The sequence below is a fragment of the Mycobacterium sp. 1165178.9 genome (genome assembly GCF_001673555.1).
Classification (GTDB): Bacteria; Actinomycetota; Actinomycetes; order Mycobacteriales; family Mycobacteriaceae; genus Mycobacterium.
Genome location: NZ_LZMB01000402.1, coordinates 1 through 19,482 on the forward strand (window position 1 = coordinate 1; position 19,482 = coordinate 19,482).

Genomic DNA, 19,482 nt, shown 5'->3' on the forward strand with positions numbered 1-19,482 from the left:
AGAGATCGCGGGCGTCGCGCACCAACCGGATGGTGCCGCCCAAGGCGTGGTAGTCCTCACCCACGGCGCCGGCGGTAACCGGGATGCGGTTCTGCTGCAACAGGTTTGCGACGAGTGGGCGCGCCGCGGCTGGCTGGCGGTGCGCTACAACCTGCCCTACCGCCGGCGCCGGCCCAGTGGGCCGCCCTCTGGTTCCACCGCGACCGACCGGGCCGGCATCGTCGAGGCGATCACGGTGTGCCGCGGCCTTGCCGACGGCCCGCTGATCGCAGGTGGGCATTCCTATGGCGGTCGGCAGACCTCCATGGTGGTTGCGGCCGCGGAGGCCGTGGTGGACGCGCTGACGCTGTTCTCCTATCCGGTGCATCCCCCGGGCAAGCCCGAACGCGCCCGCACCGAGCACCTGCCGGACATCACGGTGCCGACGGTGTTCACGCACGGCACGTCGGACCCGTTCGGCACTCCCGACGAGTTGCGGGCCGCCGCCGCGTTGATCACCGGGACGACCGCCGTCGTCGAGATCGCCAGTGCCCGACACGATCTGCGGTCCAAGACGTTGAACGTCCCGGCGTTGGCCGTCGATGCCGCCCTGCAGTTGCTGGGGCGGAATTAGACAGTCCAAACTGGACAGTTTTAACTGTCTACTTTAGGATGGTCGCGTGGATGGCGTCAGCGATTCCGCGGCAGCGGCGGCACGCGATATCCGGGTGGTGTTCAGCCGGCTCCGGCGCCGGTTGAGGAACATCGCGGTCGACGGTTTGACTCCGTCGCAGACCGCGGTGCTCACCCGGCTGTGGAAGGACGGGCCGTCGTCGGCGAGCGCACTGGCCGGTGCGGAACAGGTACGACCCCAGTCGATGGCTGCCATCCTGGCTGCCCTGGGCCAACGCGGGCTCGTCAAGCGCGCGCCGGACCCGAATGACGGCCGGCGCCAAGTGGTCTCACTGACCCCGGCGGGGATAAAGCGTGCCGAAAGCGATCGCAGAGCCCGCGAGGAGTGGCTGGCCCGCACCATTCACGAGCGCTACACAGAGTCCGAGCGGCGCGCCATCGTCGACGCGTTGTCGCTGCTTGAGCGCTTGACCGAACAATAAGAGACACGAAAGGACGGAATTGCAATGGAATTGGGTTTGCATTTCATCGACTTTCTGCCCGGGGACCCAGCCAGGCTGGGCCCGACGCTGGCCGACGCGGCCAAGGCCGCCGAACAAGGCGGGGCCACACTGTTCACTCTCGCCGACCACTTCTTCCAAATGGAACAGCTTGGTCCGGCCCAGGATCCGTTCCTCGAGGGTTACACATCGCTGGGTTTCCTGGCCGCCCAGACGACCACGATCGAGCTGGCCCTTTTGGTTACCGGGGTCACCTACCGCTATCCCGGCGTGCTGGCCAAAGCGGTCACCACCCTGGACGTGCTGTCGCAGGGCCGATCGGTGTTGGGTCTCGGCGCGGCCTGGTACGAACGCGAGCACACCGCGCTGGGCATTCCGTATCCGCCATTGAGCGCCCGCTTCGAAATGCTGGAGGAAACGCTGCAGATCTGCCGGCAGATGTGGAGCGAGGACGACGGGGCCTACACCGGCACGCACTACCGGCTGAACGAGACGATCTGTGAGCCGCAGCCGATTCGGCGTCCTCCGATCCTGATCGGCGGGGACGGTGAAAAGAAGACGCTGCGCCTGGTCGCGCAGTACGCCGACGTCTGGAACAGCATGTCCAACAACGTCGAAGAGCTCGAGCACAAGATCAAGGTGTTAAACCGGCACTGCGAGACGGTGGCTAGGAATCCGAGTGACATCCGCAAGACGTCCGGCGGTCTGACCGGTACCGATCCCTTCGGCGACACTGACGAGTTCCTGAAGACGGTCGAACGCTACGCCGCGCTTGGCGTCGACATGATCAATATCGGCCCACTTCCCGGCAATCCGGATCCGGTCGGCTTCATTCGCCGCCTGGGCGACGAGGTGATTCCGCGGCTCGCCGAGATGGGCTGACGGTTGGTGGTTTACCCGGGGTAGCGGGAATAGCAGGCGTCCACGTTGCCGGTCACGCCGCCGCGGAATGCCGCGATACGAGTGAAACCGGCCGGCACACTGGTGCCGTCGGCGTCACTGGCGACCAGGTGGTTGGTGAGCAGGCCGGCAACCGCTTCGTCGAGATCACCTGCGGTGAGCAGCAATTGGTTGTGCGATGGGAGGTCGATCGGCTCGGCCATCTTGCGATGCGCCACACCGGTCAGGCATGCGGTCCGCAGCGCGGTCCATGGGCTCTGCATCGCCAGACCACGCTCGTGCTGCACCGCCAACGCGTATCTCGACATCACGACGGACAGAGCGGTGTCGTCGCCTTGCGGCAGGGTGTGTTGCTTCTCGTCGGCGACCGTGCCCATGGCGGCGAGCCCGGGCAGGTCGACTGCGATGGTGTTGGTGCCCGGACAGTATGACGCCGGCGGCGTCGCCTTGGCGTCCGGGCAATCGGCCGGCTGGTACGACAGGGCCGGCGGGTTGGCCGGGGCGAAGATCTTTCCCAGCAGCTCCATCAGATTCGACAACGTGTCCTTGTTGATCGGCACCTCACCGGTCTCCGTTGCCCCGGAGTTGTCGACCCGCAAGGCGTTTGGCAAATCGCCGCGGCGCTTCTCGATTTCGTTGCGGTTGATGGCCGCGCACGCCGAGGCGCCGTTGAGGAAACCCATCTGGAACGCGCTGACGCGGTCCAGGGCCGAACCGTGCGCGTCGTCGTTTTGCGTCTCGCTGTCCATCACCGGGTCACGGGTGGTGATGATCCCGGCCAGCACGTGGTCGAGCCCATCGGCGGTGCTGAGTGTGAAGCGCGGCGACTTGCCGTCGGCGACCCAGTACATGTAGACGCCCGCGAAGCAGTCGGCCTGCTGCTCGCGGATGATGGTCGCGTCCCGTCTGGTCACCAGCTTCGCCATCTGCTGCAGCGCATGGCCGAATTCGTGTGCCAGCACACCGGTCACGGACATGTCCCCGAAATACTTCTGCGCGAGGGGCATGAATACGCCGCGGTCCCAGGCGATCAGGTTGCATCTGCCGGTGTAGAAGGCGTTGACGAGCTTGTAGGTGTCGTTGTGGCACACGATCGGGCTGTTCGGATCGGTTGAGTCGTAAGACACCATCTTGCTGACCGGAACGAACTTGCCCTTCAGCGATTGGTCGTACACCGACTGCCAGTAGTCCTCGATGTCGTTGACCGACAGCAGCGCCAAAGTGTCGATCGGCCCGTTGTCGGTGTTGAGCACCTTGCCTTTGGGACTGGGTGCGTTCGAACGGGTTCCGCTGGGCCCGTTGGTCGCCGGCAGACCACCGACCAGAAAGGGGTCGTTGAGCATCGACAGCGCACGCCCGCCGACGAACGTCGTGCAACCGGCGACCACAAGCACCGCCGCCGCCCACACGAGTGCCGACCTGAGCGCATGGCTATTCATGACCAACCCCATCCCGACCGGCTACAGGACACAGCAAGGAAATTCATCCTAGAGGCAGTGAACCTACACGGCAGCAGGAATCGAGAGACCCAGCAAACATGTGACTTGCGGCAAGGCACTAGAAGGGTGGTGCGTCGCCGTCGCCGTCGGGCGGTGGGGCGGGGCCGGAGTAGGCGGCCTCGCGTTCGTGAGGTTTCGGTTGGCGGTCATGGTGGTTCTGCCGCCGTTCGGTGGCGATGCGTGCGGCCCGGTTCTGGGCTCGGGTGCGCTTGCGTCGAGGCATCATCGCGGTGCGGTCGCCGCAGGGGTCTGGTCTTGGCGGGGCGGGCGGAGGAATGTCTCCCGTGGGCGCACAAAGGCTGGGAAACAGCAACGCGCTACCTGGCGTGGTGACGTAGGTGTTCCCGTCGGGCAGCGTCCAGACGATCGTGCCGTCGGCCAGCTGGCGGTCGCGCCAGCCCCAAAACGTCTTCATCAGATGATGCAGCCGGCATAGGGCCTTCAAATTCGACGCATGCGTCGGGCCGCCATCGGCATGCGGAACCGTATGGTCGAGGTCGCATTCGGTGGCCGGGCGGTCACAACCCGGCGCCCGGCACGTCAGATCCCGGCAGCGCACAAAGTCGGCCAGTGTGGCCGACGGGGCATAGCGAGGTTCGGCGCCTGTCGGCGTCGTTAGTGGTACCAGCCGCGCCGACTTGGCTAGCTCGGTGAGCACCTCGGCCGGGATGAGTCCCTCGAGGCCGGGCAGGACACCCGGCGTCGATACCCTGCCCTCCACGCTGGCCTGCTCAGCGATCACATGGATCACCACGCTGCTGCGGGGTGTGACAGCGCTCGGCGCCGCCGCCGCGCAGTCGGCACGTCCACAGCCGCACACCAGCCGCTCGCCCCCGGCGGCCAACGCCCCTAACGCATCCGCACGCCGCTGCGTGACGCTGCGGGGATCGGCGTCGCACACCGTGGCGGCCAACTGGTCGAGCCGCCGGTCCAGCGCTAGGCCGTCGGGGCCCAAGACGCTGCCGGTCACCCAGGCCATCCCCGACTCATTGGCGAGTACATCGACGTGGCGATCGGCGACCGCGTCCTTGGCGCGGCGCACCGCGTCGGCATCCACGACGGCCACCACCCGGTCCACCGCGGCGGCCAGCCCACCACGGGTCAGCGACGGGCGCCGCGACAGCAGCACCGCCACCCGCGCGTCGACCCGAGCCAGCACCTCGGCATCGGTGATCAGATCGGTGCGAAACACGATGGTTTGAAACGCTCGGTAGTCGATATCGCCGGCCTGAAAAACCTTGCCCACCTGGGGCAGCCGATCCCGCATCGCCATGGCATAGCGCAAATAGCTGTGGCCCATCGCCGCAGTGCACCCCAACGCCGCACCCAACTGCGCGGCCACGGCATCCCACGCGTCTGCCGACCAGTCCGCGCGCTCCCCCGACTCGCGGCAGCGCAACATCAGCAATTCACCGGCGGCCACCAGTCGCTCGGCGGCCGCCCGCGCCTCCGCGCGCCCCGCCTCGCGCACCCGGTCGAGCAGCGCGGCCGACTGCGGGGTCTCCCGCGACGCATACCACCATTCGAACATATATTCGATACTAGCGCGTCCCACCGACTCGAACTCCTTGCCAAGGGTCGCAAGTTGTGGATAACGGGGCTACGGCTGGAAGGTTGTGGTCGTCTGAGGCAACGGACCTGCTTTACGGCAACCACGAGCACCTGTCTACGGCTGCATCGTTCGACGGCCTACCTCGACCGCAAGTCCTGCCACTCAAGACGGCCCGTCACGGCACCCGGGTGCGGTGCCTCTTGTTGTGCGGCGGCACACCGTTGACCCCACCGATCGACTCCGCGTAGCTGCCGACGGCGAACCCCACGCCGGAACCCATGACCGCCAACGCATCCCGGTTGATGTTGTCGACGGTATCGCGAGTGCTCTGGAAGTTCGGGTCGAACGCCACGCCGGCCTGGCCGCCCCACAAGCGGGCCTGGACGGGGGTTTTGGGCTGCGAGGCTCCCGTGGTCATGCCCCCGACGGGCACGCCCGCAATCATGAAGGGGTGATAGTCGGCCCTGGTGTCCAACGGCATGTCCGCGGGCCGCTTGCCGGCAAGGTTCAGATAACCGGCGAGGGTGCGTTCGATGCCGGCCGAGCCCTCGGGCACATCGGCGGCGGAGACGCCGGGTCCGGGCGGGCCGGACTGATCGCCGTCGTCGGTGAAGAATCCGGCATTGGGCGAACCGAGCATCGTGAAGTTCAGGTACAGCGCGATGTCGTTGAGCTGCGCACGGTCCATGCCGAACACGTAATCCAAGACGCCGTTGCGGCCGTCCTCATCGGCGCCCCAGAACACGAACCGCACCGCGTTGTTCACCGGCGCCAGCGGGCCCAGTTGCAGCGCCGTCTCCAGCACGGCGGCCACCCCGGAGCCGCCGTCATTGATCCCGGGCCCGGCGCGCGAGGCGTCCAGATGCGCACCCACTACCACTACGTCGTTGGCCGACCCGGACTTGGTCTGCGCCACAACGTTTCGGGAGGTGATCTTGACGTTCTGCGCATCCAGCACCAGTCGTATCGGTGCGGTCGCGCCCGCCAGCGCGGCGGCGCCGGAGGATCCCAGCACGGCGACCGGCACGGTCAACTGTTTGAAGTAGCCGGTGGTGAACAAAGTGGGTGGAGCTCCCCGCCCGGTCGGGGAGCTGAGCACGATCACCGCACTCGCGCCCTTGGCCACCGCGCTGTTCTGTTTGTCGACCACCGAACACTGGGCGTCGTCGACGACGGCGATCGCACCCTTGGGCACCATGGCCGGGTAATCGTTGGCCCTGCAACCCGACGGCTGCGCCGGACGAATCGGCTGTCCGGTCAGTCCGCCGGGCGGTGTCTGGACCAGCAGCGAGGCCTGGTCAACCGGATAGCTGCGGCCCGCGACGGTCACCGTCGGCTTCCCCAAAGAAACGGTGTAGAGCCGGTCGAACTGGGGTGTCTGAACGTCGAAGCCCTTGTTGCGCAGCGTTTTAGCGACATAGTCCACGCTGGCGTCGAAGCCCGGCGTCCCGTCCGCACGGTTGCCGCCGTTGGCGTTGGCGATGTTCTCTAAGGCACGTAGATGGGTCAGCATGCCCTCGGCAGTCACCTTCTTGGCCAGGCTGTGCCCAAGGTCCGGTGTCGTTGTCGGCAGCGCCAGCCGCGTCGAGGAACAACCGGCCGTCACGGCGATCAGCAGCAGAGTCGCGCCCAGCCGGGAGATCATGATTTGACGAGCACGTGCCGGGTGCGGTCCGCCATGACGGGAACGCCGTTGTGGCCGCCGAGGTCTTGCGCGTAGAGACCGATCGCGTAAGCCACGCCGCCACCGTTGATCCCCAACGCGGTGCGGTCGACGTGGTCGAGAGTGTCGGTTTTCTGGTGGTAATTGGGGTCGAACGGTTGATCGGCGGTGCCGCCCCACAACTTGGCCTGCTCGGCGGACATCTTGCCCTCGGCGCCCGAGAACAGACCGCCGGCCGGAATCCCCGCCAGGGTGAATCCGTCGTAGTCAGACCGGCCGTCGAACGAGGTGTCCTGCGCGGTCTTTCCTGCCTTCTTCAAGTAAGCGACCAGTGTTCGTTCGATGCCTGCCGAACCCTCGGGCACCACCGGCTGGCCGCGGGCGTCCGCCGGCAGCGACTGGTCGCCATCGTAGGTGAAGTAACCGGGATTCGGCGACGCGAGCATGTCGAAGTTCAGGTACAGTGCGATGTTCTTGAGCGCCGTCAAGTCCAGGGACTCGACATAGTTGCGTGACCCGATCAGCCCGAGTTCCTCTGCGCCCCAGAAGCCGAACCGCAGCGCGTTGTGCACCGACGGCGAACTTCCCAGCCGCACAGCGGTTTCCAGCACCGCCGCCACACCCGATCCATTGTCGTTGATGCCCGGCCCCTCCGGCACGCTGTCCAGGTGCGCCCCCGCCATCACCACGTCGGTCGTCGATCCGGTTTTGGTCTGCGCAATCACGTTGCGCGCCCGGAAGCTTTGGGCGCTGGCATTGAGCTTGATCGTGGCGGGTCCCGGCTGACCGCGCAACTGCAGCCCCACCGATCGGGTCACGCTCAGCACGGGAATCTTCACATCGGTGGTCGGCCCCAGCGTTCCGCCCATCTGTTGTTCGTCGACGTTGTCGGCGATGATCATCGCCACGGCGCCGCGCTGTGCAGCGGCCTCTTCCTTCTGAGCGAACGGGCAGGTGCCGCGATCGACCAGCACCACCGCGCCGTGCACCGGCAGGTTGGCGTAATCGGAGGCCGCGCAGGCGAGGTTGTTCGCCGGCGCGGCGACCAGCGGCCCGCTCACGCCGTCCGGCGGAGTGCCCAGGCTGAAGTCCAGTGCGTGCGCCTCCACCGGCTTGCCGCCGACGGTGACGTCCGGCTTGTCGCCGTGAAACACTCGCGCCGAGAATTCCGGCGTTTGCACATCAAATCCACTGCCGCGCAGAACGTTTGCCACGTAGTCGACGCTGGCCTCATATCCGGGCGTACCCACCGCCCGGGTGCCATTGTTGGCGTTGGCGATGTCTTGCAGCTTGGACAGGTGTGCCATCATCGCGTCCGTCGTGACCTTGTCGCGCAACGCGGAGGCGAATTCGCCCGCGACGGGGTGCGTTTGCTGCGAGCCAGACGACGGATGGAAGCAGCCGGTCGAGAATGCGGTCAGGGCGACTACGGCGAGCAACGCCGGAATCGCCGTGGATTTGTTCACCATCGCGCCCCAGGTTAGACCGCGGCCCAGGCGGCCGGGTTCGGGACACGGCGGTATCAAACATGCAGTGCGCTGAAGGGCGCAACAGGGATGTTGCGCACCACGAACCAGGCCAGGACCAACGACAGTGTCACGACGGCCGCCCAACGCCGGTGCTGCCAACCGCGGACCCGCCGACCCACCAGGCGCCCGTAGGTCCAGGACACATACGCCCATACCAGCAGCGCGACAGCCGCCAGGCCCAAAGCGTTGAACCTGGCGGCCGCCAAGAGATTGCCGTGCATGAGCGAATACACCATGCGTAAGCTGCCGCATCCGGGGCAGTCGATGCCCAACAATGCCTTGGTGGGACATACCGGCAGCGGGCCGTTCGGGGTGGTCGGATCGCCCGCCCAGATGGCGGCGCACATCAGCGTCGTGGATGCCGCCACCACTAGTGGTGCACCCAGATTCGCGTGCGCCGCCCCCCAGCGGGTCACCATGATTCGAGGCTTAGAACATCGCGGCGAGTGCCGCGTTGGTGTTCGTGTTCAGCGCACCGACCGCCATCAAAATGCCGTAGATGATGCCTACGACGACACCGATGACCGCCGACCAGATCACCCATCTCTTGGCGCTCTCGGCGGACGCTTGCGCTTCGGCGTAGCGTCCCTGCGCCCACAACCCATTGACCTGGCTCGACTTGACGATCGCCACGATTCCGAAGGGAAGACAGCAGAAGAGGGTCGCCAGAATCGACCACACCAGATAGTTATTCGGCGCTTGGCCGGCTGGCTGCTGCGGCGGGTAACCGGGAGACGGCGGCGGATAATCGGGCGGCGGGGGAGGGGGTTGTGTCATGGATTCTCCAGTCAAGAGAAGTTAGCTGACGTAAAGCGGTGCTAACCATACCCGAGCGGGCTCTGATCGGCACCAGCAATGAAAAAATCTCGTTTACGCCGCCCCAGCGCAACCCGTCGGCGATACCGGCGTCTCGCCGAAAGTCTGAATTATCGGCGCGCAGCAACAGAATTCGGGTTCTCTGCGCGACGATGCGCGTACGGCTGTCGTTTCCCTGGTCGTCCGCGATTTGAGCCGAGGAAGGATGCCCACACAGACAATTGCCAACGGAATGTATTGCTTTACCACGACATAGCCCTACTATCCGTGTTTAGAAGCGGCCGTTAAGGAGCCATTCATGTCTGAGTTCAGCAACGCGCTGAGGGCGGCGACCCTAACGACGCTCACCGCAGGTGTGGTGTTAGCGGGCGGAGTCCCTGCGGGCGCGGATCCCGCCACGACCGGGAGCTCGTCGGATATCAATACGCTTGCGGCCTCGCTGTCGAAGGGCTACGGCCTGAACAACTGCACCGCCCAGAACATCGACAGCAGCACACAACTGGCCGTGCTCACCTGCGGGCAGAGCCCCGATCCACGCGGACCGGCACAGGCCAAGTACGTCCTGTTCACCAATGCCGGCCATTTGGCCACCTCGTTCAGGGCCACCATCAACGAGGACGTGCTCATTCCCTGCGGGGACGCCCACCAATCACCCTCGAGCTGGCATAAGGACAGCTCGACCGCTAGCGCCGGTCAGGCGGCCTGCGGCACTTACCGAAACGGCGCTGAGATCATCTGGACCACGGATGCAAAGAACACGTTGAGTTACCTGCGCGCGTCCAACACCGACGTTGCGGCGCTTTACCAATGGTGGCGCGCAAACGGGTGACAGTCCCGCTGCGCCGCAACCGATTCCCCTGAGCCGATATCCGAGAAACGTTCGCCCCTCTTTATTTCCATCAACCGCAGGGAGTCAGGAAAATGTCACATCGGAACACCGCACTGCGAGTCGCGTCGGCCGCAGCTATAACGGGCAGTTTGGCTTTCGCGGGTGTCGGCGCCGCGAACGCTGAACCCAACACCGGCAACGCGACGGACATGAACACGCTGGCCGCCTCGCTGTCGAAGGGCTACGGCCTGAACAACTGCAAGTCGCAGGAGCTGACCGAAACCGGCGAACTGGCCGAACTGGTGTGTGGGCAGAGCCCCGACGCCGCCGGACCCGGCTCCGGCGTCTACGCGCTCTTCTCCAACAGCACGAACTTGGCCTCCGCCTTCAGTTCCACCATCAAAGACGTGTCCCTGGCCGCGTGTGGGGACGCAGGGGCGTCGCCGGGAACGTGGAAACAGAACGGCCAGACGGGCGGCCAGATCGCTTGCGGCACTTACAAGAACTACGCCACGTTGACCTGGACCACCGATGCCAAGAATGTGTTGGGCCACCTGACCGCATCCAATTCAGACGTCAACGCGCTCTATCAATGGTGGCGTACGAACGGCTGACGTCTACAGCTGAGCCACAATCAGATCCGCCACCGCCCGCATCCCGGCTGCGTTCGGATGTAGGGGCGCGGGGCGGCCCGGCAGCCCAATGCCGAGGCGTGCCGGCAGCGTCGTCCATGGCTCTGCCGACCACGCGTGATGCTCGCGACTGGCCGCGCCGGCGTGGATGACTTCGCAACCGGTCGCCGCGGCGGCGTCGGCCGTCATCGTTTCCAGCGTGGCGGCCACGTGCCGGCCCAGGTCGGCATCGGACGGTGCGAGCGGCTCGGCCGGCACGCCCGGCGGCGGCAGCATCGTCAGGTAGTCGACGAAGAGGATCCGTGCCCGCGCCGATCGCTGACGCAGCGCGCGGCCGACCGCGCACAGCGATTCAAACACCGCGTCCAGGGCGCGATCCCGCGCCTGGCGATCCAGCAGTTCGGAGATGCGGTCCCCCAGCAGCGGCAGGTGACGCAGCGGATGCGGCAGTGCCGCGGCGATCAACAGGGGAATGTAGCCGACGTCATTGCCGCCGATGGTCACGGTGACCAGGTCCTCGGTGCCCTCCAGCGCGGCGATTTGCGGTGGTGCGCCGTGTTGCCGCTCGCTGAGCACGTGCTCGGTGGTCGCCCCGGAGAAGGTGACGTCCACCAAGTCGTGCTGGTATCGCTGCGCAATCAGATGCGCGTAGTTGCGTGCGGATCGGCCCGACCAGCGCGGGGCCCCGGCCGCGCGGGGCCGGATGCCGGGACCGGCGGCCATCGAACTACCCAGCGCCACATAGCGACTCATGGCCGCGGGCTCGACGCCTGCGCCCAGAACCGCTTCGGGATCCGTCCGGCGCGGCGCGCCAGATACCCGGCGGTGACGGCGGCGGCCATCGCGGCGGCCATCGCGGCCGGATCGGCGGCCCTGGTCACCGCGGTGGCCAACAGCACGGCGTCGCAACCCAATTCCATCGCCAGGGCGGCGTCGCTGGCCGTTCCGATGCCCGCGTCGAGCACCACCGGAACGCCGGCCCGCGCGACGATCATTTCGATGTTGTGCGGATTGGTGATGCCGAGGCCGGTGCCGATCGGCGAACCCAGCGGCATGACCGCCGCGCAGCCGGCGTCCTCGAGCCGGCGCGCCAGCACCGGGTCATCGTTGGTGTAGGGCAGGACGACAAACCCGTCATCGACCAATTGCTCTGCGGCTCGCACCAATTCGACCGCGTCGGGCAGCAGCGTGCGTTCGTCGGCGATAACCTCTAGCTTGATCCAGTTGGTGTTCAGCGCTTCGCGCGCCAACTGCGCGGTGAGCACCGCCTCGGCCGCGCCGCGGCATCCCGCGGTGTTGGGCAGCGGCGTGATGCCCAGCCGGTTGAGCAGATCGAGCAGTCCGGTGCCGCCGTCGGCGTCGACCCGGCGGATGGCGACGGTGGTCAGTTCCGTGCCCGAGGCCACCAACGCCTGTTCGAGCACCGCGAGGTTGCTCGCTCCCCCGGTTCCCATGATGAGGCGCGACGCGAAGCTGCGGTCGCCGATGGTCAGTTTCGAATCAGCCACCTTGCACCGCCGTCACAATCTCGAGCCGGGCACCGTCGAACAGCTCTGTGGCCCAACGGGATCGCGGTATTACGGCGTCGTCCATGGCCACTGCGACGCCGCGGTCCGGAAGACCCATGGACTGCAGTAGCGCGGCGACCGTGATGTGCGCGTCGACGTCGACCTTTTGCTCGTTGACCACGACGATCATTGGCGTGCTCCCACCGGGGAAAGTTCGGAAACGATCTGTTCTGCCGTCCAGGGCGCCAACAGGAATCCCGACCGGCCGTGGCCGGCGGCGACTAGCGTTCGGCCATCCAGGCGATGCACCAACGGCAGATTATCGGGTGTCATCGGGCGCAGCCCGGCGGCGCACTCGGCCAGCTCGTATTCACCCAGCGCAGGCAGCACCGCGCACGCATCGTCGAGCAGGTCACGCACCCCCGAAACGACAGGGGCGGTGTCGCGTCCGTGTTCGTACTGGGTGGCACCGACCACCACCCCGTCGGCGCGCGGCACCAGGTACACCTGCCGTCCGTGCACCCGGGCGCGAACAACCCGCTGCGGCAACGGCATACAACCCTTGCGCCACCGCAGCCGCAGTACTTCGCCCTTCACCGGGCGCACCGGCAGGCCGGGCCACAACGCCGGCGCGTCTATGCCGTTGGCGATCACCACCGCGTCGGCCTCGACGCGCGACAACTCGTGCACCGGCGGCGCCCACGACACCCCGAGCCGCTCGCACTGTTCGGTCAACGCGTCCAGCACCGCCCGGTTGTCGACGGCCAGCTCGGTGGGCGCCCGAAAACCGTGCCGGATGCCCTGCGCCAGCAGCGGTTCGACATCGCGGGCGGCCGCCTCCCAGACCACCGGGTGCCCCTGGGCGGACAACCACTCCGCGACGGTGCGCAGGTCGGCGGCGTCGGCGCGGTCGACGGCCACCACCAGCGACTCCCGCGCCGTGACAACGTCGGGCGGCAGCCCGTCCAGGAAACCTCCCTCGCGCCACAGCCGCAGCGACTCCAGGCCGAGCCGCAGCAGCCGCTCTTCGCCGGGCCAGCCCTCGCTGTGCGGGGCCAGCATGCCGCCGGCGACCCACGATGCGCCCTTGTGGTCGTTGCGGTGCAGCCGTACCGACCACCCGGCCTGCGCGGCGCGGCGCGCCACCGCGAGCCCGATGACGCCGCCGCCGATGACGGCCAAGGACCCCAGCGGGGGCCCCGAGGGCATCCCGGTCATTCTCGAGCCTCCCTTCGCCGGCATTACCCGGATCAGGTGTGACGGTAAGGGCAGGTCCGGGCGGCTCCGGCTGTGCCCACTCTCAGCCCCGCAGTCGACCGACTACCCGGGACTCCCGTGTCTGGTTGTTCTCTTCGGCTCCACGCTAGCGCGCTAGCGTCTCCGTGTGCATCAACGTCTTGCCCGGCTGTCCACCGCGCGGCTGTATCTGTGCACCGACGCGCGCCGCGAGCACGGCGATCTGGCGGAGTTCGCCGACGCCGCCCTGGCCGGTGGAGTGGACATCATCCAGCTGCGCGACAAGGGGTCGGCCGGTGAGCAGCGGTTCGGTCCGCTCGAAGCGCGCGAGGAGCTGGCGGCGTGCCAGATCCTGGCCGACGCGGCCCGCCGGCACGGTGCCTTGTTCGCGGTCAACGACCGCGCCGACATCGCCCGCGCGGCCGGCGCCGATGTGCTGCACCTTGGGCAGGGCGACCTGCCGCTGGAGGTCGCCCGCGACATCGTCGGCACGGATGTGCTGCTCGGACTGTCCAGCCATGACTTAGAGCAGGCGGCCGCCGCGGCCGCCGGCGGGGCCGACTACTTCTGCGTCGGTCCCTGCTGGCCTACGCCCACCAAGCCGGGTCGCCGGGCGCCGGGCGTGGGACTGGTGCGGTCCGTCGCCGAGCTCGGAACCGACAAGCCGTGGTTCGCGATCGGCGGCATCGACGAGCACCGGTTGCCCGAGGTGCGCGAAGCCGGAGCCGGACGCATCGTGGTGGTGCGGGCTATCACCGCGGCCGCCGACCCGCGGGCCGCGGCCGAGCGGCTCAGTTCGGCGCTGGCAGCAGCGAGCTGAGCCGGCGGGTCAGCTGCGAGGGCTCCTGGCCGGCCTCACCGGGCGTACACCAGACGAAGACGCCGGCCTCGATCTCGATCGTGCGCGGCAGGTATTGGCGTCGCTCGTCGCCGTGGTCCAGTGGCAACACCGCCGGTGCGGTGCGCAGCCGCTGCCAGCTGGCCGCGAAGCCGGGATGCAGTGGCAGGTCGGCCACCTCGTTTTCGGCGACCCAACGCATCTCGGCGCTCTCCCGGTTGGGCACGGTGTGCAGCAATTCCTCGGCGTCGGCGACGACGGTGGTGTAGCTCCACTGCGTGCCGGCCATCCCGGCGACCTCCGCCGTGACGACCGTCGCGCGCACGGCGAGTCGCTCACCTGGCAGCCCGGCCTCCTCGTTCGCTTCGCGGACCGCGGTTTCCTCCGGCGTTTCGTGGCTGTCCCGGGCGCCGCCCGGCAGCCCCCAGGTCCCGCCCTGATGACTCCACACCGCGCGATGCTGCAGCAACACCGCGGGCGTGCCGTCGGGTTGCGGGGCTCGCAGCAGCAAACCCGCCGCGCCGAAGCGGCCCCAGTAATGGACGCCGCTGTCGGAGATCACCCAGCCGTCACCGTCGCCCTGCACCGATTCAGGATATGCAGACTTGGTAGGGGCGTCGTCAATTGCGTCTGCCTCCACCCATCCACCCGAACATGCTCTTAGACTTCGCTTATAGAGGTCCGTGCAGCGAAATCCAGTGGCCGAGAGACGAGGGCTGATAAGACGTGACGGTTGAGCTGGCGCACCCGTCGACCGAGCCGCAGGGATCGCGGTCACCGGCCGAACCAGCCCATCCACGCTGGTGGTTCATCTCCACGACGCCGGGCCGCATCTTGACCATCGGCATCGTGCTGGCCGCGCTCGGCGGGATCAGCGCCTTCGCCACCTCGACCACCATCAACCACCGGCAGCAGGTGCTCACCACGGTGCTCAACCACACCGAGCCGCTGTCGTTCGCCGCCGGGCGGCTCTACACCACCCTGTCGGTGGCCGACGCCGCGGCGGCCACCGCGTTCATCGCCGAGGCCGAACCGCAGCCGGTTCGCCAGCGGTACGAGCAGGCCATCACCGACGCTTCGGTGGCCGTGACCAGGGCGTCGAGCGGGCTCACCGACGAACCGCTGGTGCAGTTGCTGGGCCGGATCAACGCGGAGCTGGCCGTCTACACGGGCCTGATCGAAATCGCCCGAACCAACAACAGGGAGGGCAACCCGGTGGGCTCGTCGTACCTGTCGGAGGCGTCGGGGCTGATGCAATCGACGATCCTGCCCGACGCGGCGCGGCTCTACCAGGCGACGTCGCAGCGGGTGGACGCCGAAACCACCGCGTCGACGCAGATCCCGGCACCGGTCATCATGGTGGTCGGCGCCACCGTGATCTTCGGCGCGTTCTCTCACCGCTGGCTGGCGCGGCGCACCCGGCGCCGAATCAACCCAGGTTTGGTGGTGGGCGCGCTCGCTATCCTCGTCATGGTGGTTTGGGTTGGGACTGCGCTGACCATTTCTACGACGGCCAGTCGTAGCGCGAAGGACACTGCCGCCGAATCCCTCAAAATCGTCACAAACGTCGCGATCACCGCCCAGCAGGCGCGCGCCGACGAAACGTTGTCTCTGATCCGTCGCGGGGACGAAGAGAAACGCAAGCAGTCGTTTTATCAGCGCATCGATTCCATGCACCGACAGCTCGACCAGTACATGTCCCGCAGCGACGCCGTGGACAAGCCGGACCTGGAGGGCGCCGATCAGCTGCTGCTGCGCTGGCGGCAGGCCAACGACCGGATCACCTCGTACATCTCGGTCGGCAACTATCGGGCCGCGACCCAGGTGGCCCTGGGCAGCAGCGAAGAAGACTCCACCCCGGCGTTCGACAAGTTGGAAGGCGAGCTGGTCAAGGCCATGGATCAGGGCCGCATCACCTTGCGCAACGACGTCATCAACGCCCGCAGCGGGTTGTCCGGCGCCCAGGTGGGTGGCGTGGTGCTCAGTCTCGGCGCCGCCGTCGCGGTGGCGCTGGGGCTGTGGCCGAGGCTGAAAGAGTACCGATAATGATCCGGCTGCCGATGCTTCGCCGGGCGTGCACCGTGGCCGCCGCGGTGGTGGTACTGGCGGGTTGCGGACACACGGAATCGCTGCGGGTGGCCAGCGTGCCGACGCTGCCGCCGCCGACGCCGGTCGGCATGGAGCAGTTGCCGCCGCAGCCACCGCTGCCGCCCGACGGCCCGAACCAGGGCTGCGATCTGACGGCCAGCCTGCGGCCCTTCCCCACCAAGGCGGAGGCGGACGCGGCGGTCGCCGACATCCGGGCCCGCGGCCGGCTGATCGTCGGTCTCGACATCGGCAGCAACCTGTTCAGCTTCCGCGACCCGATCACCGGCGAGATCACCGGCTTCGACGTCGACATCGCCGGCGAGATCGCGCGCGACATCTTCGGGGCGCCTTCGCACGTCGAGTACCGGATCCTGTCGTCGGACGAGCGGGTCACCGCGCTGCAGAACTCCGAGGTGGACGTCGTGGTCAAGACCATGACCATCACCTGCGACCGGCGCAAGCTGGTGAACTTCTCGACCGTCTACCTCGATGCCAATCAGCGCATCCTGGCCCCGCGCGACTCGTCGATCGTCAAGGTCTCCGACCTGTCCGGCAAGCGCGTCTGCGTGGCGAAGGGCACGACGTCGCTGCACCGGATCCAGCAGATCGATCCGCCACCGGTCGTGGTCTCGGTGGTCAACTGGGCCGATTGCCTGGTGGCGATGCAGCAGCGGGAGATCGACGCGGTCAGCACCGACGATTCGATCCTGGCCGGGCTGGTCGAAGAGGACCCCTACCTGCACATCGTCGGCCCGAATATGGCCACTCAGCCCTATGGCATCGGGGTCAATCTGAACAACACGGGACTGGTGCGGTTCGTCAACGGAACCCTGGAACGTATCCGCCGGGACGGTACGTGGAACACGTTGTACCGCAAATGGTTGACGGTGCTGGGGCCCGCGCCGGCCCCGCCCACGCCGAGGTATGTGGACTGATGGCCGAGCCGGATAAGCAAACCGAGCAGCCGGAAACCGGCTCGGAGGACGTGGGCCCGGGCACCCAACCCGCAGACGTCCAGAGCGGCGCGACGACCGGGCGCCTGCAGGCCACGCAGGCACTGTTCCGTCCCGACTTCGACGACGACGATGACGACGACTTTCCGCACATCTCGCTGGGCGCCTTGGACACCGATTCCCAGGACCGCCTGACGGTGGCGACGCGGTCGCTGCCGGCGGTCCGCCAGCTCGGAGGTGGCCTGGTCGAGATCCCGCGCGGACGGGACATCGATCCGCTCGAAGCCCTGATGACCAACCCGGTGGTGCCGGAGTCCAAGCGATTCTGCTGGAACTGCGGAAAGCCGGTCGGGCGGTCCAGCAAGAAATCCAAGGGCACGTCGGAAGGTTGGTGCCCGTCCTGCGGCAGCCCGTATTCGTTTCTCCCACAGCTCAATCCCGGTGATACCGTCGCGGGCCAGTACGAGGTCAAGGGCTGCATCGCGCACGGCGGTCTGGGCTGGGTCTACCTGGCGGTCGACCACAACGTCAACGACCGGCCGGTGGTGCTCAAGGGTTTGGTGCACTCCGGCGACGCGGAGGCGCAGGCGATCGCGATGGCCGAACGACAGTTCCTGGCCGAGGTGGTCCACCCGCAGATCGTGCAGATCTTCAACTTCGTCGAACACGTTGACCAGCACGGGAATCCGGTCGGCCTCATCGTCATGGAGTACGTCGGCGGTCAGCCGCTCAAGCACGGGAAGGGCGAGAAGCTACCCGTCGCCGAGGCCGTCGCCTACCTGCTGGAAATCCTGCCCGCGCTGAGCTATCTGCACTCCATCGGCCTGGTCTACAACGACCTGAAGCCGGAGAACATCATGCGCACCGAAGAGCAGCTCAAGCTGATCGACCTGGGTGCGGTGTCGCGGATCAATTCCTTCGGATACCTGTACGGCACACCGGGTTTCCAAGCGCCCGAGATCGTGCGCACCGGACCGACGGTCGCGACCGACATCTACACCGTGGGCCGCACGCTGGCCGCGCTCACGCTCAATATGCAGACCCGCAACGGCCGCTACGTCGACGGACTGCCCGAGCACGACCCGGTGTTGACCACCTACGACTCCTTCCGCCGGTTGTTGCGCCGCGCCATCGACCCCGACCCGCGGCGCCGGTTCGCCAGCACCGAGGAGATGTCCGCCCAGTTGATGGGCGTGCTGCGCGAGGTGGTCGCCCACGACAGCGGGGTGCCGCGGCCCGGCCTGTCGACCATCTTCAGCCCAAGCCGCTCGACGTTCGGGGTCGACCTGCTGGTCGCCCACACCGATGTGTACCTCGACGGTCAGGTCCACTCGGAGAAGCTGACCGCCCGCGAAATCGTTACCGCACTGCAGGTTCCGCTGGTCGATCCGGCCGATGTCGCCGCTCCCGTCCTGCAGGCGACCGTGTTGTCCCAGCCGGTGCAGACGCTGGACTCGTTGCGCGCGGCCCGGCACGGGACGCTGGACGCCGAGGGTGTCGAGGTGTCCGAGTCGGTGGAGCTGCCGCTGATGGAGGTCCGCGCGCTGCTTGATCTCGGCGACGTGGCCAAGGCCACCCGCAAGCTCGACGACCTGGCCGAGCGGGTGGGTTGGCAATGGCGACTGGTGTGGTACAAGGCGGTCGCCGAGCTGCTCACCGGCGACTACGATTCAGCCACAACACATTTCACCGAAGTGCTGGACAGGTTCCCGGGCGAACTGGCGCCCAAGCTGGCGTTGGCCGCCACCGCCGAGCTGGCCGGGGACGTCGACGTTCAGAAGTACTACCAAACGGTGTGGAAGACCAACGACGGAGTGATCTCGGCGGCTTTCGGGCTGGCCAGATGGCTTTCCACCGCGGGTGATCGGGCCGCGGCGGTGCGCACGCTGGACGAGGTGCCGGCCACCTCTCGGCATTTCACCACCGCGCGATTGACCAGCGCGGTGACGCTGCTATCCGGCCGGACCAAGAGCGAGATCACCGAGGAGGACATCCGCGACGCGGCACGGCGGGTGGAGGCGCTGCCGCCCACCGAGCCGCGGGTGCTGCAGATTCGCGCCCTGGTGCTGGGCTGTGCGATGGACTGGCTGGAGGACAACAAAGCCAGCACCAACCACATCCTCGGCTTCCCGTTCACAGAGCACGGGCTGCGGCTGGGCGTCGAGGCGTCGCTGCGCAATCTGGCCCGCGTCGCCCCCACCCAGCGGCACCGCTACGCGCTGGTGGACATGGCGAACCGGGTGCGCCCCACTAGCACGTTCTAGGGGCTTGGTGTTGGGTTGGGGTGGCCTGGCCCACTTTCCAGCGTGCGTTCACGGCGGGCATTT

General features: G+C 67.4%; 20 protein-coding genes and 1 riboswitch. Of the genes, 9 read left to right on the forward strand and 11 right to left on the reverse strand.

What is annotated here, in order from left to right; genetic code table 11:
* The 3 genes from A5652_RS17515 to A5652_RS17525 form a co-directional block, all read left to right on the forward strand.
* On the forward strand, positions 1 to 613 hold a 613-nt coding region (locus A5652_RS17515; RefSeq protein WP_067354052.1), incomplete at its 5' end, for an alpha/beta family hydrolase.
* Positions 614 to 659: 46 nt separating this feature from the next.
* Entirely contained in the window at positions 660 to 1,094 is a 435-nt protein-coding gene (locus tag A5652_RS17520; RefSeq protein WP_067354055.1) for a MarR family winged helix-turn-helix transcriptional regulator, read from the forward strand.
* A 24-nt stretch (positions 1,095 to 1,118) separates the two neighbouring features.
* Positions 1,119 to 1,994 (forward strand): LLM class F420-dependent oxidoreductase, encoded by an 876-nt coding sequence (locus tag A5652_RS17525; RefSeq protein ID WP_067354059.1) that lies wholly within the window; start codon positions 1,119 to 1,121, stop codon positions 1,992 to 1,994.
* Between the two features lie 11 nt (positions 1,995 to 2,005).
* On the opposite strand, the gene A5652_RS17530 is transcribed toward A5652_RS17525, so the two are convergent.
* The 6 genes from A5652_RS17530 to A5652_RS17555 all read right to left on the reverse strand — a co-directional run bounded on the left by A5652_RS17530 (position 2,006) and on the right by A5652_RS17555 (position 9,032).
* Positions 2,006 to 3,451, reverse strand: a complete 1,446-nt coding sequence (locus A5652_RS17530) for a neutral zinc metallopeptidase (RefSeq protein WP_067354138.1) — start codon at positions 3,449 to 3,451, stop codon at positions 2,006 to 2,008.
* Positions 3,452 to 3,569: 118 nt separating this feature from the next.
* Entirely contained in the window at positions 3,570 to 5,042 is a 1,473-nt protein-coding gene (locus A5652_RS17535; RefSeq protein WP_067354062.1) for an HNH endonuclease signature motif containing protein, read from the reverse strand.
* 196 nt (positions 5,043 to 5,238) lie between these two features.
* On the reverse strand, positions 5,239 to 6,708 hold the full coding sequence (locus A5652_RS17540) for a M28 family peptidase (protein ID WP_067354066.1): 1,470 nt from the start codon (positions 6,706 to 6,708) through the stop codon (positions 5,239 to 5,241).
* Positions 6,705 to 8,195, reverse strand: a complete 1,491-nt coding sequence (locus A5652_RS17545; protein WP_067354070.1) for a M28 family metallopeptidase — start codon at positions 8,193 to 8,195, stop codon at positions 6,705 to 6,707. The genes A5652_RS17540 and A5652_RS17545 overlap by 4 nt, the downstream gene beginning before the upstream one ends.
* A 53-nt stretch (positions 8,196 to 8,248) precedes the next feature.
* Entirely contained in the window at positions 8,249 to 8,674 is a 426-nt protein-coding gene (locus tag A5652_RS17550; protein WP_067354073.1) for a DUF2752 domain-containing protein, read from the reverse strand.
* Between the two features lie 10 nt (positions 8,675 to 8,684).
* The gene (locus tag A5652_RS17555) at positions 8,685 to 9,032 is read right to left on the reverse strand and encodes a CD225/dispanin family protein (RefSeq protein WP_067354077.1); all 348 of its coding nucleotides are present in this window, start codon (positions 9,030 to 9,032) and stop codon (positions 8,685 to 8,687) included.
* Between the two features lie 337 nt (positions 9,033 to 9,369).
* Between A5652_RS17555 and A5652_RS17560 the strand changes: the two genes are divergently transcribed.
* Positions 9,370 to 9,900, forward strand: a complete 531-nt coding sequence (locus A5652_RS17560) for a serine/threonine protein kinase (RefSeq protein ID WP_067354080.1) — start codon at positions 9,370 to 9,372, stop codon at positions 9,898 to 9,900.
* 92 nt (positions 9,901 to 9,992) lie between these two features.
* Complete coding sequence (locus tag A5652_RS17565) at positions 9,993 to 10,514, forward strand: serine/threonine protein kinase (protein WP_067354083.1); 522 nt, start codon at positions 9,993 to 9,995, stop codon at positions 10,512 to 10,514.
* A gap of 3 nt (positions 10,515 to 10,517) precedes the next feature.
* Here A5652_RS17565 and A5652_RS17570 read toward each other — a convergent pair whose 3' ends face one another.
* The 4 genes from A5652_RS17570 to thiO are packed head-to-tail and all read right to left on the reverse strand — an operon-like array spanning position 10,518 to position 13,249.
* On the reverse strand, positions 10,518 to 11,285 hold the full coding sequence (locus A5652_RS17570; RefSeq protein WP_067354087.1) for an SGNH/GDSL hydrolase family protein: 768 nt from the start codon (positions 11,283 to 11,285) through the stop codon (positions 10,518 to 10,520).
* On the reverse strand, positions 11,282 to 12,040 hold the full coding sequence (locus A5652_RS17575; RefSeq protein WP_067354090.1) for a thiazole synthase: 759 nt from the start codon (positions 12,038 to 12,040) through the stop codon (positions 11,282 to 11,284). Before A5652_RS17575 ends, A5652_RS17570 begins: the two co-directional genes overlap by 4 nt.
* On the reverse strand, positions 12,033 to 12,230 hold the full coding sequence (gene thiS, locus A5652_RS17580) for a sulfur carrier protein ThiS (protein WP_067354093.1): 198 nt from the start codon (positions 12,228 to 12,230) through the stop codon (positions 12,033 to 12,035). The genes A5652_RS17575 and thiS overlap by 8 nt, the downstream gene beginning before the upstream one ends.
* Entirely contained in the window at positions 12,227 to 13,249 is a 1,023-nt protein-coding gene (gene thiO / locus A5652_RS17585; RefSeq protein ID WP_067354140.1) for a glycine oxidase ThiO, read from the reverse strand. The genes thiS and thiO overlap by 4 nt, the downstream gene beginning before the upstream one ends.
* 1 nt (position 13,250) lies before the next feature.
* Positions 13,251 to 13,387, reverse strand: a riboswitch (TPP riboswitch).
* A 37-nt stretch (positions 13,388 to 13,424) separates the two neighbouring features.
* Between thiO and thiE the strand changes: the two genes are divergently transcribed.
* Positions 13,425 to 14,096 (forward strand): thiamine phosphate synthase, encoded by a 672-nt coding sequence (thiE, locus tag A5652_RS17590; protein WP_067354096.1) that lies wholly within the window; start codon positions 13,425 to 13,427, stop codon positions 14,094 to 14,096.
* Here the strand turns inward: thiE and A5652_RS17595 are convergent.
* Entirely contained in the window at positions 14,068 to 14,700 is a 633-nt protein-coding gene (locus tag A5652_RS17595) for an NUDIX hydrolase (protein WP_067354099.1), read from the reverse strand. The two genes, thiE and A5652_RS17595, sit on opposite strands and share 29 nt — an antisense overlap.
* A 140-nt stretch (positions 14,701 to 14,840) precedes the next feature.
* Between A5652_RS17595 and glnX the strand changes: the two genes are divergently transcribed.
* The 3 genes from glnX to A5652_RS17610 are packed head-to-tail and all read left to right on the forward strand — an operon-like array spanning position 14,841 to position 19,419.
* Complete coding sequence (gene glnX / locus A5652_RS17600; RefSeq protein ID WP_067354103.1) at positions 14,841 to 16,160, forward strand: protein kinase G-activating protein GlnX; 1,320 nt, start codon at positions 14,841 to 14,843, stop codon at positions 16,158 to 16,160.
* Positions 16,160 to 17,137 (forward strand): glutamate ABC transporter substrate-binding protein, encoded by a 978-nt coding sequence (locus A5652_RS17605; RefSeq protein ID WP_067354106.1) that lies wholly within the window; start codon positions 16,160 to 16,162, stop codon positions 17,135 to 17,137. The genes glnX and A5652_RS17605 overlap by 1 nt, the downstream gene beginning before the upstream one ends.
* A complete protein-coding gene (locus A5652_RS17610) occupies positions 17,137 to 19,419 on the forward strand; it encodes a serine/threonine-protein kinase PknG (protein WP_067354143.1) in 2,283 nt (760 codons plus the stop codon). The genes A5652_RS17605 and A5652_RS17610 overlap by 1 nt, the downstream gene beginning before the upstream one ends.
* Positions 19,420 to 19,482: the final 63 nt, after the last annotated feature.